This is a genomic window from Micromonospora sp. WMMD734, assembly GCF_049178975.1.
In the GTDB taxonomy this organism is placed as follows: domain Bacteria; phylum Actinomycetota; class Actinomycetes; order Mycobacteriales; family Micromonosporaceae; genus Micromonospora; species Micromonospora wenchangensis.
In genome coordinates, this window is record NZ_JBMHMK010000001.1 from 3,897,694 (window position 1) to 3,913,821 (window position 16,128).

General features: G+C 74.4%; 12 protein-coding genes and 1 pseudogene. 3 read left to right on the forward strand and 10 right to left on the reverse strand.

Going from position 1 to position 16,128, the window contains the following annotated elements:
- Window positions 1–77 precede the first annotated feature (77 nt).
- From ACN267_RS16485 to ACN267_RS16525, 9 genes and pseudogenes are all read right to left on the reverse strand, one after another.
- Entirely contained in the window at window positions 78–1,142 is a 1,065-nt protein-coding gene (locus tag ACN267_RS16485; protein ID WP_421489064.1) for a hemolysin family protein, read from the reverse strand.
- 143 nt (window positions 1,143–1,285) lie between these two features.
- Window positions 1,286–2,638, reverse strand: a pseudogene (locus tag ACN267_RS16490) (hemolysin family protein); the annotation flags it as partial.
- A 161-nt stretch (window positions 2,639–2,799) separates the two neighbouring features.
- Window positions 2,800–3,153, reverse strand: a complete 354-nt coding sequence (gene mnhG / locus ACN267_RS16495; protein WP_421489065.1) for a monovalent cation/H(+) antiporter subunit G — start codon at window positions 3,151–3,153, stop codon at window positions 2,800–2,802.
- Window positions 3,154–3,307: 154 nt separating this feature from the next.
- Window positions 3,308–3,571 carry a monovalent cation/H+ antiporter complex subunit F gene (locus tag ACN267_RS16500; protein WP_204923926.1) on the reverse strand — a complete coding sequence of 88 codons (264 nt, stop codon included), beginning with the start codon at window positions 3,569–3,571 and terminating at the stop codon, window positions 3,308–3,310.
- Entirely contained in the window at window positions 3,568–4,152 is a 585-nt protein-coding gene (locus tag ACN267_RS16505) for a Na+/H+ antiporter subunit E (protein ID WP_281899647.1), read from the reverse strand. Before ACN267_RS16505 ends, ACN267_RS16500 begins: the two co-directional genes overlap by 4 nt.
- Window positions 4,149–5,654, reverse strand: coding sequence for a Na+/H+ antiporter subunit D (locus ACN267_RS16510; RefSeq protein WP_421489066.1), 1,506 nt, complete (start codon window positions 5,652–5,654; stop codon window positions 4,149–4,151). Before ACN267_RS16510 ends, ACN267_RS16505 begins: the two co-directional genes overlap by 4 nt.
- A complete protein-coding gene (locus ACN267_RS16515) occupies window positions 5,651–6,121 on the reverse strand; it encodes a Na(+)/H(+) antiporter subunit C (RefSeq protein ID WP_281899650.1) in 471 nt (156 codons plus the stop codon). Before ACN267_RS16515 ends, ACN267_RS16510 begins: the two co-directional genes overlap by 4 nt.
- The gene (locus ACN267_RS16520; RefSeq protein ID WP_421489067.1) at window positions 6,118–8,952 is read right to left on the reverse strand and encodes a Na+/H+ antiporter subunit A; all 2,835 of its coding nucleotides are present in this window, start codon (window positions 8,950–8,952) and stop codon (window positions 6,118–6,120) included. The genes ACN267_RS16515 and ACN267_RS16520 overlap by 4 nt, the downstream gene beginning before the upstream one ends.
- Window positions 8,953–9,059: 107 nt before the next feature.
- Window positions 9,060–9,437, reverse strand: a complete 378-nt coding sequence (locus ACN267_RS16525; protein ID WP_421489068.1) for a hypothetical protein — start codon at window positions 9,435–9,437, stop codon at window positions 9,060–9,062.
- A 179-nt stretch (window positions 9,438–9,616) separates the two neighbouring features.
- Between ACN267_RS16525 and ACN267_RS16530 the strand changes: the two genes are divergently transcribed.
- Window positions 9,617–14,290, forward strand: a complete 4,674-nt coding sequence (locus ACN267_RS16530) for an Lhr family helicase (RefSeq protein WP_421489069.1) — start codon at window positions 9,617–9,619, stop codon at window positions 14,288–14,290.
- Between the two features lie 67 nt (window positions 14,291–14,357).
- On the opposite strand, the gene ACN267_RS16535 is transcribed toward ACN267_RS16530, so the two are convergent.
- Complete coding sequence (locus ACN267_RS16535) at window positions 14,358–14,903, reverse strand: hypothetical protein (protein ID WP_421489070.1); 546 nt, start codon at window positions 14,901–14,903, stop codon at window positions 14,358–14,360.
- A gap of 100 nt (window positions 14,904–15,003) precedes the next feature.
- Here ACN267_RS16535 and ACN267_RS16540 point away from each other — a divergent pair, with 100 nt between their 5' ends.
- Together ACN267_RS16540 and ACN267_RS16545 are read left to right on the forward strand one after the other, a co-directional pair.
- The gene (locus ACN267_RS16540; protein ID WP_204956970.1) at window positions 15,004–15,798 is read left to right on the forward strand and encodes an SAM hydrolase/SAM-dependent halogenase family protein; all 795 of its coding nucleotides are present in this window, start codon (window positions 15,004–15,006) and stop codon (window positions 15,796–15,798) included.
- A 63-nt stretch (window positions 15,799–15,861) separates the two neighbouring features.
- Window positions 15,862–16,083 carry a CPCC family cysteine-rich protein gene (locus tag ACN267_RS16545; protein ID WP_240762684.1) on the forward strand — a complete coding sequence of 74 codons (222 nt, stop codon included), beginning with the start codon at window positions 15,862–15,864 and terminating at the stop codon, window positions 16,081–16,083.
- Window positions 16,084–16,128: the final 45 nt, after the last annotated feature.

Below are 16,128 nucleotides of genomic sequence, written 5' to 3' on the forward strand. Positions count from 1 at the left end.
GCGGTGTCCATGCCACTGCGACACCACCACATCGCCCCTGTTGCGTCGATCCTGCGCAACGACGGTCGGTACGACCGTCAGCGCATCCGGCGGCCCCTCGGGATCGGGTCGGTCTCGTCGTCGAACTCGCCGATGACCTCTTCGAGGAGGTCCTCCAGCGCCACGAAACCGATCGGCCGGGTCGGGCCGCCGCCGTTGCGGACCAGCGCCAGCTGGGCCTGGTCGGCGCGCATCGCGGCGACCGCCTCGGTGACCGAGGAGGTGGCCGGCAGGGTGAACGACCTGGTCATCAGCTCGGCGGCGGTGGCCGCCCGGCCGGTGGTGACGGCCCGGACGGCCTCCCGTACGTGCACCAGACCGCACACCTCACCGCCGTCGTCGAGGACGGCGAGCCGGGACCTGCCGCTGTCCCGGCTGACCTGCTCGATCCGCTCGGCGGTGTCGGTGCGGTGGACCGTGACGATCTGGTCGAAGGGTTCCATCACCTGCGCGACGGTGGTGCCCTGCAACTCCAGCATGCTGGTCAGCATCTGGTGCTGTTCGGCACCGAGCAGCCCGTGCTCGCGGGACTGTTCGAGCAGGATGCGCAGTTCGTCCGGGCCGTGGACCTGGGCGAGCTGGTCCTGCTGCTGCACCCCGACCAGCCGCAGCATCGCGTTGGCCAGGGCGTTGAGCACGGACAACACCGGGCGGGCGACCCGGGCGAAGGCCCGGAACGGCAGCGCCAGCAGGGTCGCCGAGCGCTCGGCGTCGGTGATCGCCCACGACTTCGGGGCCATCTCGCCGACCACCAGGTGCAGGAACGTCACCAGCCCCAACGCTAAGACCAACGCGACGACGTGGCTGGCCGCCGCCGGCAGGCCGACGGCGTGCAGCAGCGGGCTGATCAGGTGTTCGATCGCCGGTTCGGCCAACGCACCCAGCCCCAGGGTGCACAGGGTGATGCCGAGCTGCGCGCCGGCCAGCATCAGGGAGAGTTCCCGTACCCCGTCCAGGGCGGCGCGGGCGGCCCGGCTGCCCGAGGCGGCGGTCTGTTCCAGCCGGTAGCGCTTGGCCGCGACCAGGGCGAACTCGGCGGCCACGAAGAAGCCGTTGAGGGCGAGCAGCAGCACCGACACCAGCAGTGCGACGGTGGGGCTCATGACCGCTCCTCCCGGCCCTGGGTGACGCGCGTGTCGGCACCGCCGGTGGCACGGGCGTTCGCGCCGCCGCGTCGGTCACCCCTGTTGCCGGTGGCGCGGGCGTTCGTGCTGTGACGTCCGTCGCCGCCGCCACGGGTGGCCGGTGGCTGTCCGTCGGGGTTCTGGTCGCCGGCCAGGGTGAGCCGGACGGAGTCGGCCACGTGCCGGTCCACCGCGAGCACCTCGACCAGGGCCGTCGGCCGTTCCGCGGGCTCGTCGTGGTCGACCGGCAGGCTGATCTCCAGCCGGTCACCCACCTCGGGCACCCGGCCCAGCTCCCGCATGACCAACCCGGAGAGGGTGTCGTACTCGGGGGCCTCGGGCAGGTCGATGCCGGTGCTGTCGGCGACCTCGTCGATCCGCCAGCGGGCCGGCACCACCCAGGAGCCGTCGTCCTGCCGGATCGGGGCCGGCTCGGGCGGGTCGTCCTCGTCGCGGATCGGTCCGACGAGTTCCTCGGCGATGTCCTCCAGCGTGATCACGCCGGCGAAGCCGCCGTACTCGTCGACCACGCAGGCGAGCTGCCGGTGCCCGGACCGCAGCCGGTCCAGCACCGTGGGCAGCGGCAACGTCTCCGGCACCAGCAGCGGCGGTACGGCCACCGCGCTGACCGGGGTGGTGGCGCGCTCGGCCGGTGGCACCCCGAGCACGTCGGCGATACCGACCACACCGACGAGGTCGTCGACGCCGTCGACGCCGCGTACCGGGAACCGGGAGTGACCGGTGTCGAGCAGCTCGACCACCCGGCTGACCGGTTCGTGCGACCGAATGGTGTGCACGTCGACCCGGGGCACCATGGCCTCCCCGGCGGTCAGTTCCCGGAAGTCGAGACCCCGGTCGAGCAGGTCGGACATCTCGGCGTCGAGGTGCCCCTCCTCCCGGGACTCGGCGATGATCTGTTCCAGGTCGGCCGGGGTGGCACCGCTGGGCAGTTCCTCGATCGGTTCGATACCGACCCGGCGCAGCAGCCGGACGGCGGCCCGGTCGAAGAGGGTGATCAGCGGCCCGGCGATCTTCAGGTAGATCAGGGTGGACCGGCTCAGCGCCCGCGCCAACGCCTCGGGGCGGGCGATGGCCAGGTTCTTGGGGGCGAGCTCACCGAGGACCATCTGCACGACGGTGGCGATGACCAGCGCCAACGCCACCGACAGCGGCAGGCTGACGCCGGTTGCGACGCCGACGCCGCCGAGCAGTTCGGCCAGCCCGGCACCGAGGTAGGGCTCGGCGGCGTAACCGACCAGCAGGGCGGTCACGGTGATGCCGAGCTGTGCCCCGGAGAGCATGAACGACAGCCGTCCGGTGACCTCCAGGGCGCGGGCGGCCTTGGCGTCGCCGTCGTCGGCGAGCTGCTTGAGCTTGCCCCGGTCCACGGCGACGTAGCCGAACTCCTGCGCTACGAAGTAGCCGGTGGCGGCGGTGAGAACGATGATGAGTACGAGGCCGACGACGATCAACACGGGTCGCTCAGGGCTCCCGTGGACGTCGGGGCGGGGGATTGCCGGGCACGACCCGGCTGGCTACTGCTGCCCTCCTGGGCAGAGGAGTCGATCATGCCGCAATTCTATCGGCGGTTGCTGGACGCCCGCTGAGGGTGGGGACAAAGTTCCTGCTCATCCCGCTATTCACCGGTCCGGGGTGGTTCCTCGGCCAGTTCGTCGACGTCGAGCAGGCTGCGGTCGACCCGGCCGGACCGGTAGGCGGCCCGACCGATCATCTGGGCGGCCACCGGGGCGGTGGCCAGCTGGAAGACCCCGACCAGGATGATCATGCCGAGGTCGGCGGCGGTACGCAGTCGCAGTACCAGCCCCAGCAGCAACAGCAGCACCCCGAGCACCTGTGGTTTGGTGGCGGCGTGCATCCGGTCCAGCACGTCCGGGAAGCGCAGCACACCGATCCCGGCGGCGAGGCTGAGCAGCGCCCCGGACACCAGGGCGACGGCGGCCAGCCAGTCGGTCACCGTACCCACGCTCATGCCCGCCCTCCCCCGGCCGGAACCGACGCGACCCGACCGGGACCCGGGATCCGGAGTCGAGCCGGCGCGCGGCGTCGACCCGGCGCGCGGTCGCGGACCGGCAACCGGTCGCGGCCGGACCCGGGACGGCGGCCCGACCCCGGGGCGGGCCGGGTCACGGCTCCTCCCGGGCGGCGAAGCGGACCAGGGCGACCGAACCGACGAAGCCGAGCAGGGAGAGCACCACCAGCACCGGCAGCGTGGTGGCGTGCCGGTTCACCGCCGCCTCCGCGCCGACCGCGCCGAGCATGGTGGCGAGCAGCAGGTCGGCGGCGATGACCCGGTCCAGCAGCGACGGGCCCCGGTAGATCCGGGCCAGCGCCAGCAGGGCGGTGGTCGACAGCAGCACGGTCAGGACGACGGCGAGGACGACGGTCACGGTGCCTCCGTGGGTTCGGTGGTGAGCTGCCGCAGCTCGGCGGCGGAGCCGACGGCCCGCACGATCCGTTCCTCGACGGCGAGGATGCGGTCCCTGCTGCCGGTCAGGTCGGCCGGGGACCGCACGTCGAGCACGTGCACGTAGAGGACGCCGGCGTCCCGGTCGACCTCGACGATCAGGGTGCCCGGCACGAGGGACAGCAACTCCGCGGTGAGCGCCAGGTTCAGGTCGGTACGGACCCGCAGCCGCACCCCGATGATCGCGCCGCGCGGGCGGAAGCCGGGACGTACGGCGATGGCGGCGACGTGGATGCTGGCGCTGACCAGCTCGACGACGAACACCCCGGCGAGCCGGAGCAGCGCCCGGGGCCGCAGCCGACCGCCGAAGGAGACCGGCGGGAGCGGGAAGAACACCAGCACCGCCCCGCTGACCAGCAGGCCGGCGAGCAGGTTGGCCGGGGAGAAGTTCCCCCAGAGCAGGTTCCAGACCACGACCAGCCAGCCGAGGGCGATCAGCTGGTCCCGGCGGCGTCCGGTGGGCGGGGACGGTGTGCCGGCCCGGCGGCGCGTCCGGCCGGTCACGACGGGCCGCCGGGCAGCACGGCCCGCACGTACGGGGTCCGCAGCCGCAGGTCGACGGCGGCGTCGGCGGTGACCTGGAACAGCGGGCCGGCGGCGACGGTGAGCGCCAACCCCAGCACCACCAGCGCGGCGGTGGCCCCGATCATCAGCGCGGGCAGCCGGGTCACCGGGTCGGCGGTGGCGAGCTGCGGGGCCCGCCAGAACGCGATGTTCCACACCCGGGAGGCGGCGTAGAGGGTGAGCAGGCTGGTCAGCGTGCCGGCGACGACCAGCACCCAGGGCAGCGCGCCGCCGTGCGCCACCCCGGCCTGGAGCAGGCCGACCTTGCCGAGGAAGCCGGAGAACGGGGGGATGCCGGCCAGGTTCATCGCCGGGACGAAGTAGAGCACCGCCAGCAGCGGGGCGATCCGGGCCAGCCCGCCGAGCCGGCGCAGGTCGGTGCTGCCGGCCCGCTCCTCGACCAGGCCGGCGACCAGGAACAGGGTGGTCTGGATGGTGATGTGGTGCACCACGTAGAAGATCGCGCCGGAGAGCGCGGCGGTGGTGCCCAACGCCACCCCGAAGATCATGTAGCCGATGTGGCTGACCAGGGTGAACGAGAAGAGCCGCTTCATGTCCGACTGGGCGACCGCGCCGAGCACGCCGACCACCATGGTCAGTCCGGCCGCCACCATCAGCAGGGTGGATGCCTCCCCGCCGGGGAAGAGCAGCGTCTCGGTGCGGATGATCGCGTAGACGCCGACCTTGGTGAGCAGGCCGGCGAAGACGGCGGTGACCGGCGCCGGGGCGGTCGGGTAGCTGTCCGGCAGCCAGGCGGACAGCGGGAACAGCGCCGCCTTGATGCCGAAGGCGAGCAGCAGCATCAACTGCAACGCCAGCCGTACGCCATCGGGCAGCGCGTCGAGCCGGCCGGCGAGCTGCGCCAGGTTGAGGGTGCCGGTGGCCGCGTACACCAGTCCCACGGCGGTCAGGAAGATCATCGAGGAGAGGATGCTGACCACCACGTACGTCGAGCCGGTGCGGATGCGGGCCTCGGTACCGCCCAGGGTGATCAGCACGAAGCTCGCCGCGAGCAGGATCTCGAAGCCGACGAAGAGGTTGAACAGGTCACCGGCGAGGAACGCGTTGGTGATCCCGGCGGTCAGCACCAGGTAGGTGGGGTGGTAGATGCTCACCGGCGCGGACTCGCTGGTCTCGGCACGGCCCTGGCCGATGGAGTAGAGCAGCACGCAGAGCGTGACCGCCGACGAGACCACCAGCATCAACGCGGCGAGTTGGTCGGCGACCAGCACGATGCCGACCGGCGCGGGCCAGCCGCCCACCTCGGTCACCACCGGCCCGTCCCGGTGGGCCCGGACCAGCAGCAGCACCGCGACCACCAGGTTGGTGGCGAGGGCGACCACGCTCACGGTGCGCTGCAACCGGGGCCGGTTGACCAGGATCAGGGTGAGGGCGGCCCCGAGCAGCGGCACCACCACCGGCAGCGGCACCAGGCGGTTCACCGGATGCCGCCCGGTCGGCGGGGCGGTTCCGGGTCCACCTGCTCGGGGTCGTCGCCCGGCCCCTCGCCGCCGAGGTCGGCGTTGGGTACCTCGTTACGGGCGGCGAGCGCGACGATCTGCTGGTCCTCCACGTCGTCCTGGACCTCGTCGTCGCCGCCGAGATACCAGCTCCGGTACGCCACGGCGGCGAGGAAGGCGGTCAGCCCGAAGGTGATCACGATGGCGGTGAGCACCATGGCCTGCGGCAGCGCGTCGCTCATCGCGTCGTCCGGGCCGGCGCCCACCACCGGCGCACCGCCGGAGCGGCCACCGACCAGGATGAGCAGGTTCACCCCGTTGCCGAGCAGGATGACGCCGAGCAGGATGCGGGTGAGGCTGCGCTCCAGCAGCAGGGTCACCCCGGTGGCGGTGAGCACGCCCACGGCGATCACCAGCACCAGCGTCGGGCCCGTCCCACCGTCCCTCACCGCCGGTCCCCCTCGTGGTCGACGACGAGCCCCCGGTCGGACTTGCCGGCCGCCTCGATGTGCCTGTCGATCTCGGCGCCGAGGCTGCGCAGGATGTCCAGCATCAGGCCCACCACGATCAGGTAGACGCCGATGTCGAAGAAGAGCGAGGTGACCAGGTACGGCCCGCCGAGGCCGGGCAGCGGCAGGTCGACCCGGGTGCTCGCGAGCACGGTGCCGGTGGTCAGCAGGGAGACCACGCCGCCACCGACGGCGATCGCCAGGCCCGCGCCGAGAACCGTGCCCGCCCCGACCGGGGCCGCCTCGGCCAGTTCGTACCGGCCACCGGCGAGGTAGCGCACGGCCAGCGCCAGGCTCGCCACCAGGCCACCGGCGAAGCCGCCGCCGGGCGCGTTGTGGCCGGAGAAGAGCAGGAACAGCGAGAAGAGCACGATCGTGTGGAACAGCAGCCGGGTCACCACCTCGAAGACGATGGACCGGCGGCGCGCGTGCAGGGTGGTCCCGCCGCGCAGCCACACCGCCCGGTCGCCGTGGCCGGCGGTGGCGGGTTCCACCCGACGCGGTCGCGGCCCGGTGCGGGACCGTTCGAAGATCAGGCTGGCCACCCCGGTGGCGGCCACCACCAGCACCGACAGTTCACCCATGGTGTCCCAGGCCCGGATGTCCACCAGGGTCACGTTGACCACGTTGCGGCCGTGGCCCTCGGCGACGGCGAGCGCCGGGAAGGCGGTCGAGATGGACACGGCGGTCCGGGCCCCGGAGGCGACCAGCGCCAGTCCGGCCAGCATCACGCCCACGGCGACGCCGAGCACCCGGCGGGCCCACCGGCTGCGGCGCAGCGGCCGGGCCGAGAACCGTTCCGGCAACCGGCGCAGCACCAGCACGAACACGGCGATGGTGGCGGTCTCCACCAGGAACTGGGTCAGCGCCAGGTCGGGTGCCCCGTAGAGGACGAACAGCATGGCGGTGCCGTAGCCGGTCACCCCGACCAGCAGCATCGCGGTCAGCCGCCGTCGGGCGTTGACCGCGAAGAGCGCCGCGACCCCGATGACCAGCCCCACCACCAGTTGCAGCGGGCTGTCCCAGACCGCGATCCGGGTCCGCCAGGGGCTGGTGCTGAGCAGGGCAGCACCCGGCACCAGCACCAGGGCCAGCAGAACGGTGCCCAGGTACAGCGGCAGCGAGCCCCGCTGGGTGGCCCCGGTGACCTCGATGGCGAGCCGGTCGAACCGGTGGGTGGCCCACTCGTACCCCTGGTTGCCGGTGAACGGCAGCTTCCACCGGGCCAGCGCCGGGGCGAGCGGGCCGCGGACCGCGTGCAGCACGGCCCCGCCGGCCAGCGCCAGCACGGACAGGCCGAGGGCGGGGGTCAGGCCGTGCCAGAGGGCGAGCGTGTCGTGCGGCGGGCCGAAGAGTTCCGCGTACGGGTCGAGCAGGCCGTTCAGCGCGGCGGCGGCCGGGCCGGCGACCAGCCCGGCGAACGCGAGCAGGGCGGGTGGGGCGAGCATCGGCAGCGGTACCGGTTCCGGTGTGGTCTCGGCGGTGCCGGGGCGGGTGGCGAACGCGCCCCAGAGGAAGCGGATGCTGTAGGCGACGGTGAGCGCGGTGCCCAGGACCAGCCCGGCGAGCACCACCGGGCGGGCGGTCAGGGCGGCGAAGACCGCCTCCTTGGCGACGAAGCCGAGCAGCGGCGGCACGCCCGCCATCGAGGCGGCGGCGAGCGTGGCGACCACCGCCAACGCTGGGGCCCGGCGACCGAGACCGGAGAGTTCTCGCAGGTCACGGGTGCCGACGTCGTGGTCGATGATGCCGACGACGAGGAACAGCGCCGCCTTGAACAGGGCGTGGGCGAGCAGCATCGCCACCCCGGCGAGCGCGGCGTCCGCGCTGCCCGTGCCGATCGTCACGGTCAGCAGGCCGAGTTGGCTGACCGTACCGTAGGCCAGCAGCAGTTTCAGGTCGCACTGGCGCAGCGCCGCCCAGCCGCCGGCGAGCATGGTGACCAGGCCGAGGGTGAGCAGCACCGGCCGCCACGGGCCGGTGTCGGCGAGCACCGGGGCGAGCAGGCCGATCAGGTAGACGCCGGCCTTGACCATCGCCGCCGCGTGCAGGTAGGCGCTGACCGGGGTGGGTGCGGCCATCGCCACCGGCAGCCAGCCGTTGAACGGCACGATCGCCGATTTGGCCAGCGCGCCGGTCAGGATGAGCAGCACCGCCGCGACCAGCGTCCCGCCGCCGGGCAGGGGCGCGGCGGCGATCTCCGACCAGCGGTAGCTGCCGGCGTGCCCGCCGAGGATCAGGAAGCCGAGCAGCATGGCCAGCCCGCCGAGGGTGGTGACCGTGAGCGCCTGGGCCGCCGCCCACCGGCTGGAGCGGCGCTCGGTGCTGTGCCCGATGAGCAGGTAGGAGAAGACGGTGGTGAGTTCCCAGAAGACGTAGAGCAGCAGCAGGTCGTCGGCGAGGACCAGGCCGAGCATCGCTCCGGCGAAGGCGACCAGCACCGCGACGAACCGGGGCAGGCCCGCCGCGCCGGGGGCGAAGTACCGGCCGCAGTAGACCAGGACGAGCGCGCCGACCCCGCCGACCAGCAGGGTCATCAGCCAGGACAGCGTCGTCATCCGCAACGCCACGTCGAGGTCCAGCTGGCCGATCCAGCGGTACGTCTCGACGACCGCACCGCCGTCGTGGACCGCCGGGGTGCGGGTCAGCGCCCAGCCGAGGGCGGCGGCGGGCACCAGCGCCAGCGGGTAGCAGGCGCGCGGGCCCCACCAGCGGACCAGCAGCGGCGCGACGAGCGCCGCCACCAGATGGAGGAGCAGCAGTACGAGCACGCGTCCTCCCCGTCGAACTGGCGGCGCGCGCCGGGCGAGTTGTCCGGCCAGCACCGATCACACGCCAGTTCTACCCACTATGGGGCGTTTTCGGGGAAATGGTCCGATCAGCCGGGTGGAGTGTCCGCGCCGGGGAGCGCGGGGGTCAGCGCGCGCCGGGGCTCGACGAGCAGGTCGGGGCGGCCGAGCTGGAGGGCGACCTTGTCGACCACCCGCTGGGCGACGGCGAGCGAACGCACCGGCAGCATCGTGCCGCGGCTCTCCCGGCGGAGCACGAAATAGTGCACGGCGACCCGCACCTGACCCCGGTCGGCGGCGCTGGCCTGGGCGGTGGAGACGACCAACTCCCGCAGACTGTCGGCGAGGCGCTCGGCGAGCGCCAACTCGGGGCCGCGCAGACTGGTCCGCAGGGCGGTTAGGTGACCTTCGACCTTGCGGATGAGCACGTCGGTGCCGGGCGTCGGGCCACGCTCCTCGACGAACATCCGATTCCTTTCACCTGGTGCGGCGCTCCGGGAGAAGTTACTTTATGTTGTGGGCCACAAGCAAGCAGTTAAGTAAGACTTAAACCGCAAAACGTACAATCGGCGTGCAATTTTCTCTTAGCCGGGCAGAACGTCAGTGGTTCCGGCGTAATGTCACACCACCGGGGCAGGATGGGGGCGTGACGGGGCGGCGGGGCGCGACGGGCGGGGCGGCGGTCCCGGCCGGTTTTGGCCCGGCCACCCGGGAGTGGTTCACCGCCGCCTTCGCCGCCCCCACCGCAGCCCAGACCGGCGCGTGGCGCTCGATCGCCGCCGGCCGCAACGCTCTGGTGGTCGCGCCCACCGGCTCGGGCAAGACCCTCGCGGCGTTCCTCTGGTCGCTCGACCGGCTGGCCGACGCGCCACCCCCGGCCGACGCCCGACACCGCTGCCGGGTGCTCTACGTCAGCCCGCTCAAGGCGCTCGCGGTCGACGTCGAACGCAACCTCCGCGCCCCGCTCGCCGGCATCCGGCAGGCCGCCACCCGGCTCGGGGTGGCACCGCCCGACATCACCGTCGGGATGCGTACCGGCGACACCCCCGCCGACGAACGGCGGGCCTTCGCCCGCACCCCGCCCGACATCCTCATCACCACCCCCGAATCACTGTTTTTGCTGCTCACCTCCGCCGCCAGGGAATCACTGCGCGGTGTCGAGACGGTCATCCTCGACGAGGTGCACGCCGTCGCCGGCACCAAGCGCGGCGCCCACCTGGCGCTCTCCCTGGAACGCCTCGACGGGCTGCTGGCCCGGCCCGCCCAGCGGATCGGCCTGTCCGCCACCGTCCGGCCGATCGACGCCTGCGCCCGTTTCCTCGGCGGCGCCCGCCCGGTCGACGTGGTCCAGCCGGCCACCCCCAAGACGATCGAGGTGAGCGTCCAGGTCCCGGTGGAGGACATGACCCGGCTCGACGAGACCGAGCAGCCGCCGGACGACGCCCTCGGCGGCCCCGGCCCCCGCCGGGCGTCCATCTGGCCGGCCGTCGAGGAACGGGTCTTCGCGCTGATCCGGGCGCACCGCTCGACCATCGTGTTCACCAACTCGCGGCGCAGCGCCGAGCGGCTCTGCGCCCGGCTCAACGAGCTGGCCACCGAGGAACGGGAAGCCGCCGGAGCCACCCCGCCCGCCGGTGCGGGCGACGGGCCGGGCGGGGCGGACAACGGGCCGGGCGAAGCAGACGGGCCGGGCGGCGCGCAGCGCTGGGGCGGCCCGGTGGGACCGCTGCGCACGCCCCGTCCCCCGGCCGAGGCGATGGCCCAGTCAGGCACGGCCGCCGGCGCGGAGGCGGTGATCGCCCGCGCCCACCACGGCAGCGTCTCCCGGGAGGAACGCAAGCAGATCGAGGAGGCGCTCAAGTCCGGCCGGCTGCCCGCCGTGGTCGCCACCTCCAGCCTGGAGTTGGGCATCGACATGGGCGCGGTCGACCTGGTGGTGCAGATCGAGGCCCCACCCAGCGTCGCGGCCGGGCTGCAACGGGTCGGCCGCGCCGGGCACCAGGTGGGCGCGGTGTCCCGGGGCGTGGTCTTCCCCAAGCACCGGGGCGACCTGCTCTCCTGCACGGTGGTCGCCGAGCGGATGGCGGCCGGCGCGATCGAGGAGCTGCACTACCCGCGCAACCCGCTCGACGTGCTCGCCCAGCAGATCGTCGCCATGGTCGCCCTCGAACCCTGGTCGCTCGGCGACCTGGCGGTGCTGGTCCGCCGGGCCGCGCCCTTCGCCGAGCTGCCCGACTCGGCGTTGCACGCGGTGCTCGACATGCTCTCCGGCCGCTACCCGTCGACCGCCTTCGCCGAGCTGCGGCCCCGGCTGGTCTGGGACCGGGCCACCGACGTGCTCACCGGCCGGCCCGGGGCCCAGCGCCTCGCCGTCACCAGCGGCGGCACCATCCCCGACCGGGGCCTGTTCGGGGTCTTCCTGGCCGGGGCGGAACGCGCCGCGCGGGTCGGCGAGCTGGACGAGGAGATGGTCTACGAGTCCCGGGTCGGCGACGTCTTCCTGCTCGGCTCGTCGTCCTGGCGGATCGAGGAGATCACTCCCGACCGGGTGCTGGTCTCCCCCGCGCCCGGCCAGGCGGCCCGGATGCCCTTCTGGAAGGGCGACCAGCTGGGCCGGCCGGTCGAGCTGGGCCGGGCCATCGGCAGCCGGGTCCGGGCGTTGCTGCGCCAGGACGACGCCGCCGCCCGCGCCGCGTTGCGCGCCGGTGGCCTGGACGACTGGGCGGCCGACAACCTGCTGGCCTACCTGCGGGAACAGCAGGCCGCCACCCGCTCGCTACCCGACGACCGTACGGTGCTGGTGGAGCGGTTCCGCGACGAGCTGGGCGACTGGCGGCTGGCCGTGCACAGCGTGCTCGGGGCCCGGGTCAACGGCCCGTGGGCGTTGGCGATCGGCCGCCGGCTGGCCGAACGCTACGGGGTGGACGCCCAGGTCATGCCCTCCGACGACGGGATCGTGGTGCGGCTGCCGGACACCGCCGACGAGCCGCCCGGGGCCGACGTGGTGGTGTTCGAGCCCGACGAGATCGCCCAGCTGGTCGAGGATTCGGTGGGCACCTCCGCGCTGTTCGCCGCCCGGTTCCGCGAGTGCGCCGCCCGGTCGCTGCTGCTGCCCCGGCGTGACCCGCGCCGCCGGCAACCGCTGTGGCAGCAACGCCAACGCGCCGCCCACCTCCTCGACGTGGCACGCGAGTACGCCGACTTCCCGGTCACCCTGGAGGCCGCCCGGGAGTGCCTGCAGGACGTCTTCGACCAGCCCGCCCTGGCCGACCTGATGCGCGACCTGGCCAGCCGGAAGGTCCGCCTGGTCGAGGTCGAGAGCGAGCGCCCCTCGCCGTTCGCCAGGTCGCTGCTCTTCGGCTACGTCGGCGCGTTCCTCTACGAGGGGGACGCCCCGCTGGCCGAGCGCCGGGCCGCCGCGCTGGCGCTGGACTCGGCGCTGCTCGGTGAGCTGCTCGGCCGGGTCGACCTGCGCGAGCTGCTCGATCCGGCGGTGCTCGCCGAGACCGGGCGGCAGTTGCGCTGGCGCACCGAGCAACGTCGCCCCCGCGACGCCGAGGACGTGGTCGAACTGCTCCGGGTCGTCGGCGACCTGACCGGGGCGGAGCTGGCCGAGCGGGGCGTACCGCCGGAGTGGCTGACCGAGCTGGCGGCGGCCCGCCGGGTGCTGCGGGTCCGCATCGCCGGCGAGGACCGCTGGGTGGGCATCGAGGACGCGGCCCGGCTGCGCGACGCGCTCGGGGTGGCGCTGCCGGTCGGGGTGGCCGAGGCGTACCTGACACCGGTGGCCGACCCGCTCGGCGACCTGGTCGCCCGGTACGCCCGCACCCACGGGCCGTTCGCCGCCGCCACCTGCGCCGCCCGGTTCGGGCTCGGGGTGTTCGTGGTGGAGCAGGCGCTGCGCCGGCTCGCCGCGACCGGAAGGGTGGTCTCCGGCGAGTTCGCCCCGGACAGCGTCGGCACCCAGTGGTGCGACGCCGAGGTGCTGCGGTTGCTGCGCCGCCGGTCGCTCGCCGCGCTGCGCCGGGAGATCGAGCCGGTGCCGCCCCGGGTGCTCGCCGCTTTCCTGCCCCGCTGGCAGCAGATCGGCTCGTCGGCGCGCGGGGTGGAGGCGGTGGCCGCCGCCGTCGAGCAGTTGCAGGGCACGGCGGTGCCGGCGTCGGCGTGGGAACGGCTGGTGCTGCCCGCCCGGGTCGCCGACTACTCCCCCGCCCAGCTCGACGAGCTGTGCGCCGGTGGGGAGGTGCTCTGGGCCGGCTCGGGGGCGATCTCCGGCGGCGACGGTTGGCTCACCCTGGCGTACGCGGACGTCGCGCCGCTGCTGCTCCCCCCGCCGGACGACGGCTTCGCCGGCACCCCGCTGCACGACGCCGTGCTGGACGCGCTCGGCGACGGTCAGGCGCTGTTCTTCCGTTCGCTCGCCGACCGGGTCGGCTGCACCGACGACGCCGCCCTCAGCGCGGCGATCTGGGATCTGGTCTGGGCGGGGCGGCTCACCAACGACACGCTGGCCCCGCTGCGGGCGGCGCTCGGCGCGGGTGGGGCGCACCGGTCCCGTCCAGCGGCCCCCCGGACCCGTTACCGCCGCCCGGGTCGGGTGGCACTGCCCAGCCGGGGTGGTCCGCCCACGGTGGCCGGGCGCTGGTCGCGCCTGCCGGAGCGGGACACCGACCCGACCCGGCGGGCCGCCGCCCTGGCCGATCTGCTGCTCGACCGGCACGGGGTGGTGACCCGGGGCGCGGTGGTGGCCGAGCAGGTGGTCGGGGGGTTCGCCGCCGTCTACCCGGTGCTCGCCGCACTGGAGGAACGGGGCGCGGCCCGGCGCGGCTACTTCGTGGAAGGGCTGGGGGCGGCGCAGTTCGCGGTGCCCGGGGCGGTGGACCGGTTACGGGCGTTGGCCGAGCCGACCGACTCCGGGCGGGGCGGCGGTCCGGCCACGGTGCTCGCCGCCACCGACCCGGCCAACCCGTACGGTGCGGCGCTGCCCTGGCCGGAGCGGGCCGTCGACTCCGGTGACGGCACCGCCCCGGGCAGCGGGCACCGGGCCGGGCGCAAGGCCGGGGCGGTGGTGGTGCTGGTCGGCGGCGAGCTGGCCCTCTACGTCGAGCGGGGCGGCCGGACGATCCTCTCCTTCACCGACGACGGCGACGCGTTGGCCGCCGCCGGCAAGGCGCTCGCCGACGCGGTGCACTCCGGCGCGTTGGGGGCGATGTCGGTGGAGCGTGCCGACGGCGGGTCGGTGCACTCCTCGCCGCTGCACGACGCGCTCACCGCCGCCGGTTTCCGGGCCACCCCCCGGGGCCTGCGGCTGCGCGGCTGACCGGGCGGGCCGCCCCGCGTCGCCGGCCGGGTCACCCCGACCGGCGGCGGCCGGAACACCGGCGGGGTCAGCCGAGCTTCACCAGGACGTCGTTGTAGCGCTTCTGCTCGGCGGCGCTGGTCCGGGTGCCCAGGTAGTTCAGCACCACCGCACCGGCCCGGTACGCCTTGGTCCCCCACACGTCGGTCTGGTTGGCGGCGCTCGCCTCGTCGGGGAAGACGTACACGGCGACGGCGTCGGTGACCATCAGTTGGGCGCAGCCGACACCCGTACCGTTGGGGCCGCAGTCCTTGGAGCGGTCCCGCGGGTCGGGCACCTTGAGGCCGGCGGCCTTGAACGCGTCGACCACCTTGCGGGCGGCGGGGGCGCTGGTCTCCTTGGTCGGCCGCACGAACGGCGGGGTGGAGGGGCTCTCCCGGGGGGTGCTGCCCGGCTTCGCGGCCTTCGGCGCGCCGTCGGCCGGGGGCGCCTCGCTGGTGGCGGGGGCCTTCGACCGGCCGTCGGCCCACGCCCCGCCGTCCCGCTCGTCGCCGGGGTCGTCGCCGCACCCGGCGAGGGCCAGCGCGAGCAGGACGATGGTGGTCACGGGCAGGAGGCGGAGGCGTTTCGTCACCCCGGCAGTCTGCCGAACCGGGTGCGCGCCCGGCACCGGCCGGTCGGTCGATCGGGGTGTCCGGTCAGTGGTAGGGCGGTCACCGCACTAGCCTGCCGGCATGACCCCGACCCCCTGGATCTCGCTGACCACCGACTACGGGCTCACCGACGGGTTCGTCGCCGTCTGCCACGGCGTGATCGGCCGGATCGCCCCGGCCGCGCGGGTGATCGACGTGACCCACCTGGTGCCGGCGGGGGACGTCCGGCGGGGTGCGGCGGTACTCGCCCAGGCGGTGCCGTACCTGCCGTACGGGGTGCACGTGGCGGTGGTGGACCCGGGGGTGGGCACCGCCCGGCGCGCGGTGGCGCTGGTGACACCTGGTGGGCTGCTGGTCGGGCCGGACAACGGGCTGCTGCCGGCGGCGGCGCAGGCGTTGGGCGGGGTCACCGCGGCGGTCGAGTTGACCTCGCCGGGCTGGGTGGCGGCGGAGGTGTCGGGTACCTTCCACGGCCGGGACGTGTTCGCCCCGGTGGCGGCCCGGCTGGCGCTCGGCGACCCGCCGGCCGACGCGGGCCCGCCCGTCGACCCGGCCGGTCTGGTGACCCTGCCCGCGCCGGTGCTGCGCCGGGAGGCCGACGGGTTCACCGCCGAGGTGCTCACCGTGGACCACTTCGGCAACGTGCAGCTCGCCGCCGGGGCCGACCTGCTGGCGGCGTTGCCCGGCTCGGTACGGGTCGACGGCCGTCAGGCGGTGCGGGGGACGACGTTCGGCGACGTGCCGGCCGGTGACCTGGTGGTGCTCGTCGACTCGGCCGGCCTGGTCGCGGTGGCCCGCAACGGCGGCCGGGCGGTGGACCTGCTCGGGGTCGCCCCGGGTGCCACGGTGACGGTGCGGGGACGCCCCGGAGGGTGAGCTGCGCTCCCTGTCGGTGGTCCGGTGTGGAATGCTGCTGCGGTGGGTGAAGTGTGGGTTCCGGTGGGCTGTCCCTGTTGTGCGTCCCGGACGGGTGGAGGCACCTGTCCGGTCTGTTTCTGGACCGATGACGGCCAGGGCGACGCCGATGCCGACGTGGTGCGGGGGGGTCCCAACGGTGACCTGAGCCTCACCCATGCCCGGCTGAACTTCGCCGTGTACGGCGCCAGCCACCCCCGCTACCAGGACATGGTCCGCCCGCCCCGCCCGGACGAGCGGCCCTGAGCCATTCCCGCCCCCGACCCGGCTGGTCGGGGGCGGGATGGCGCA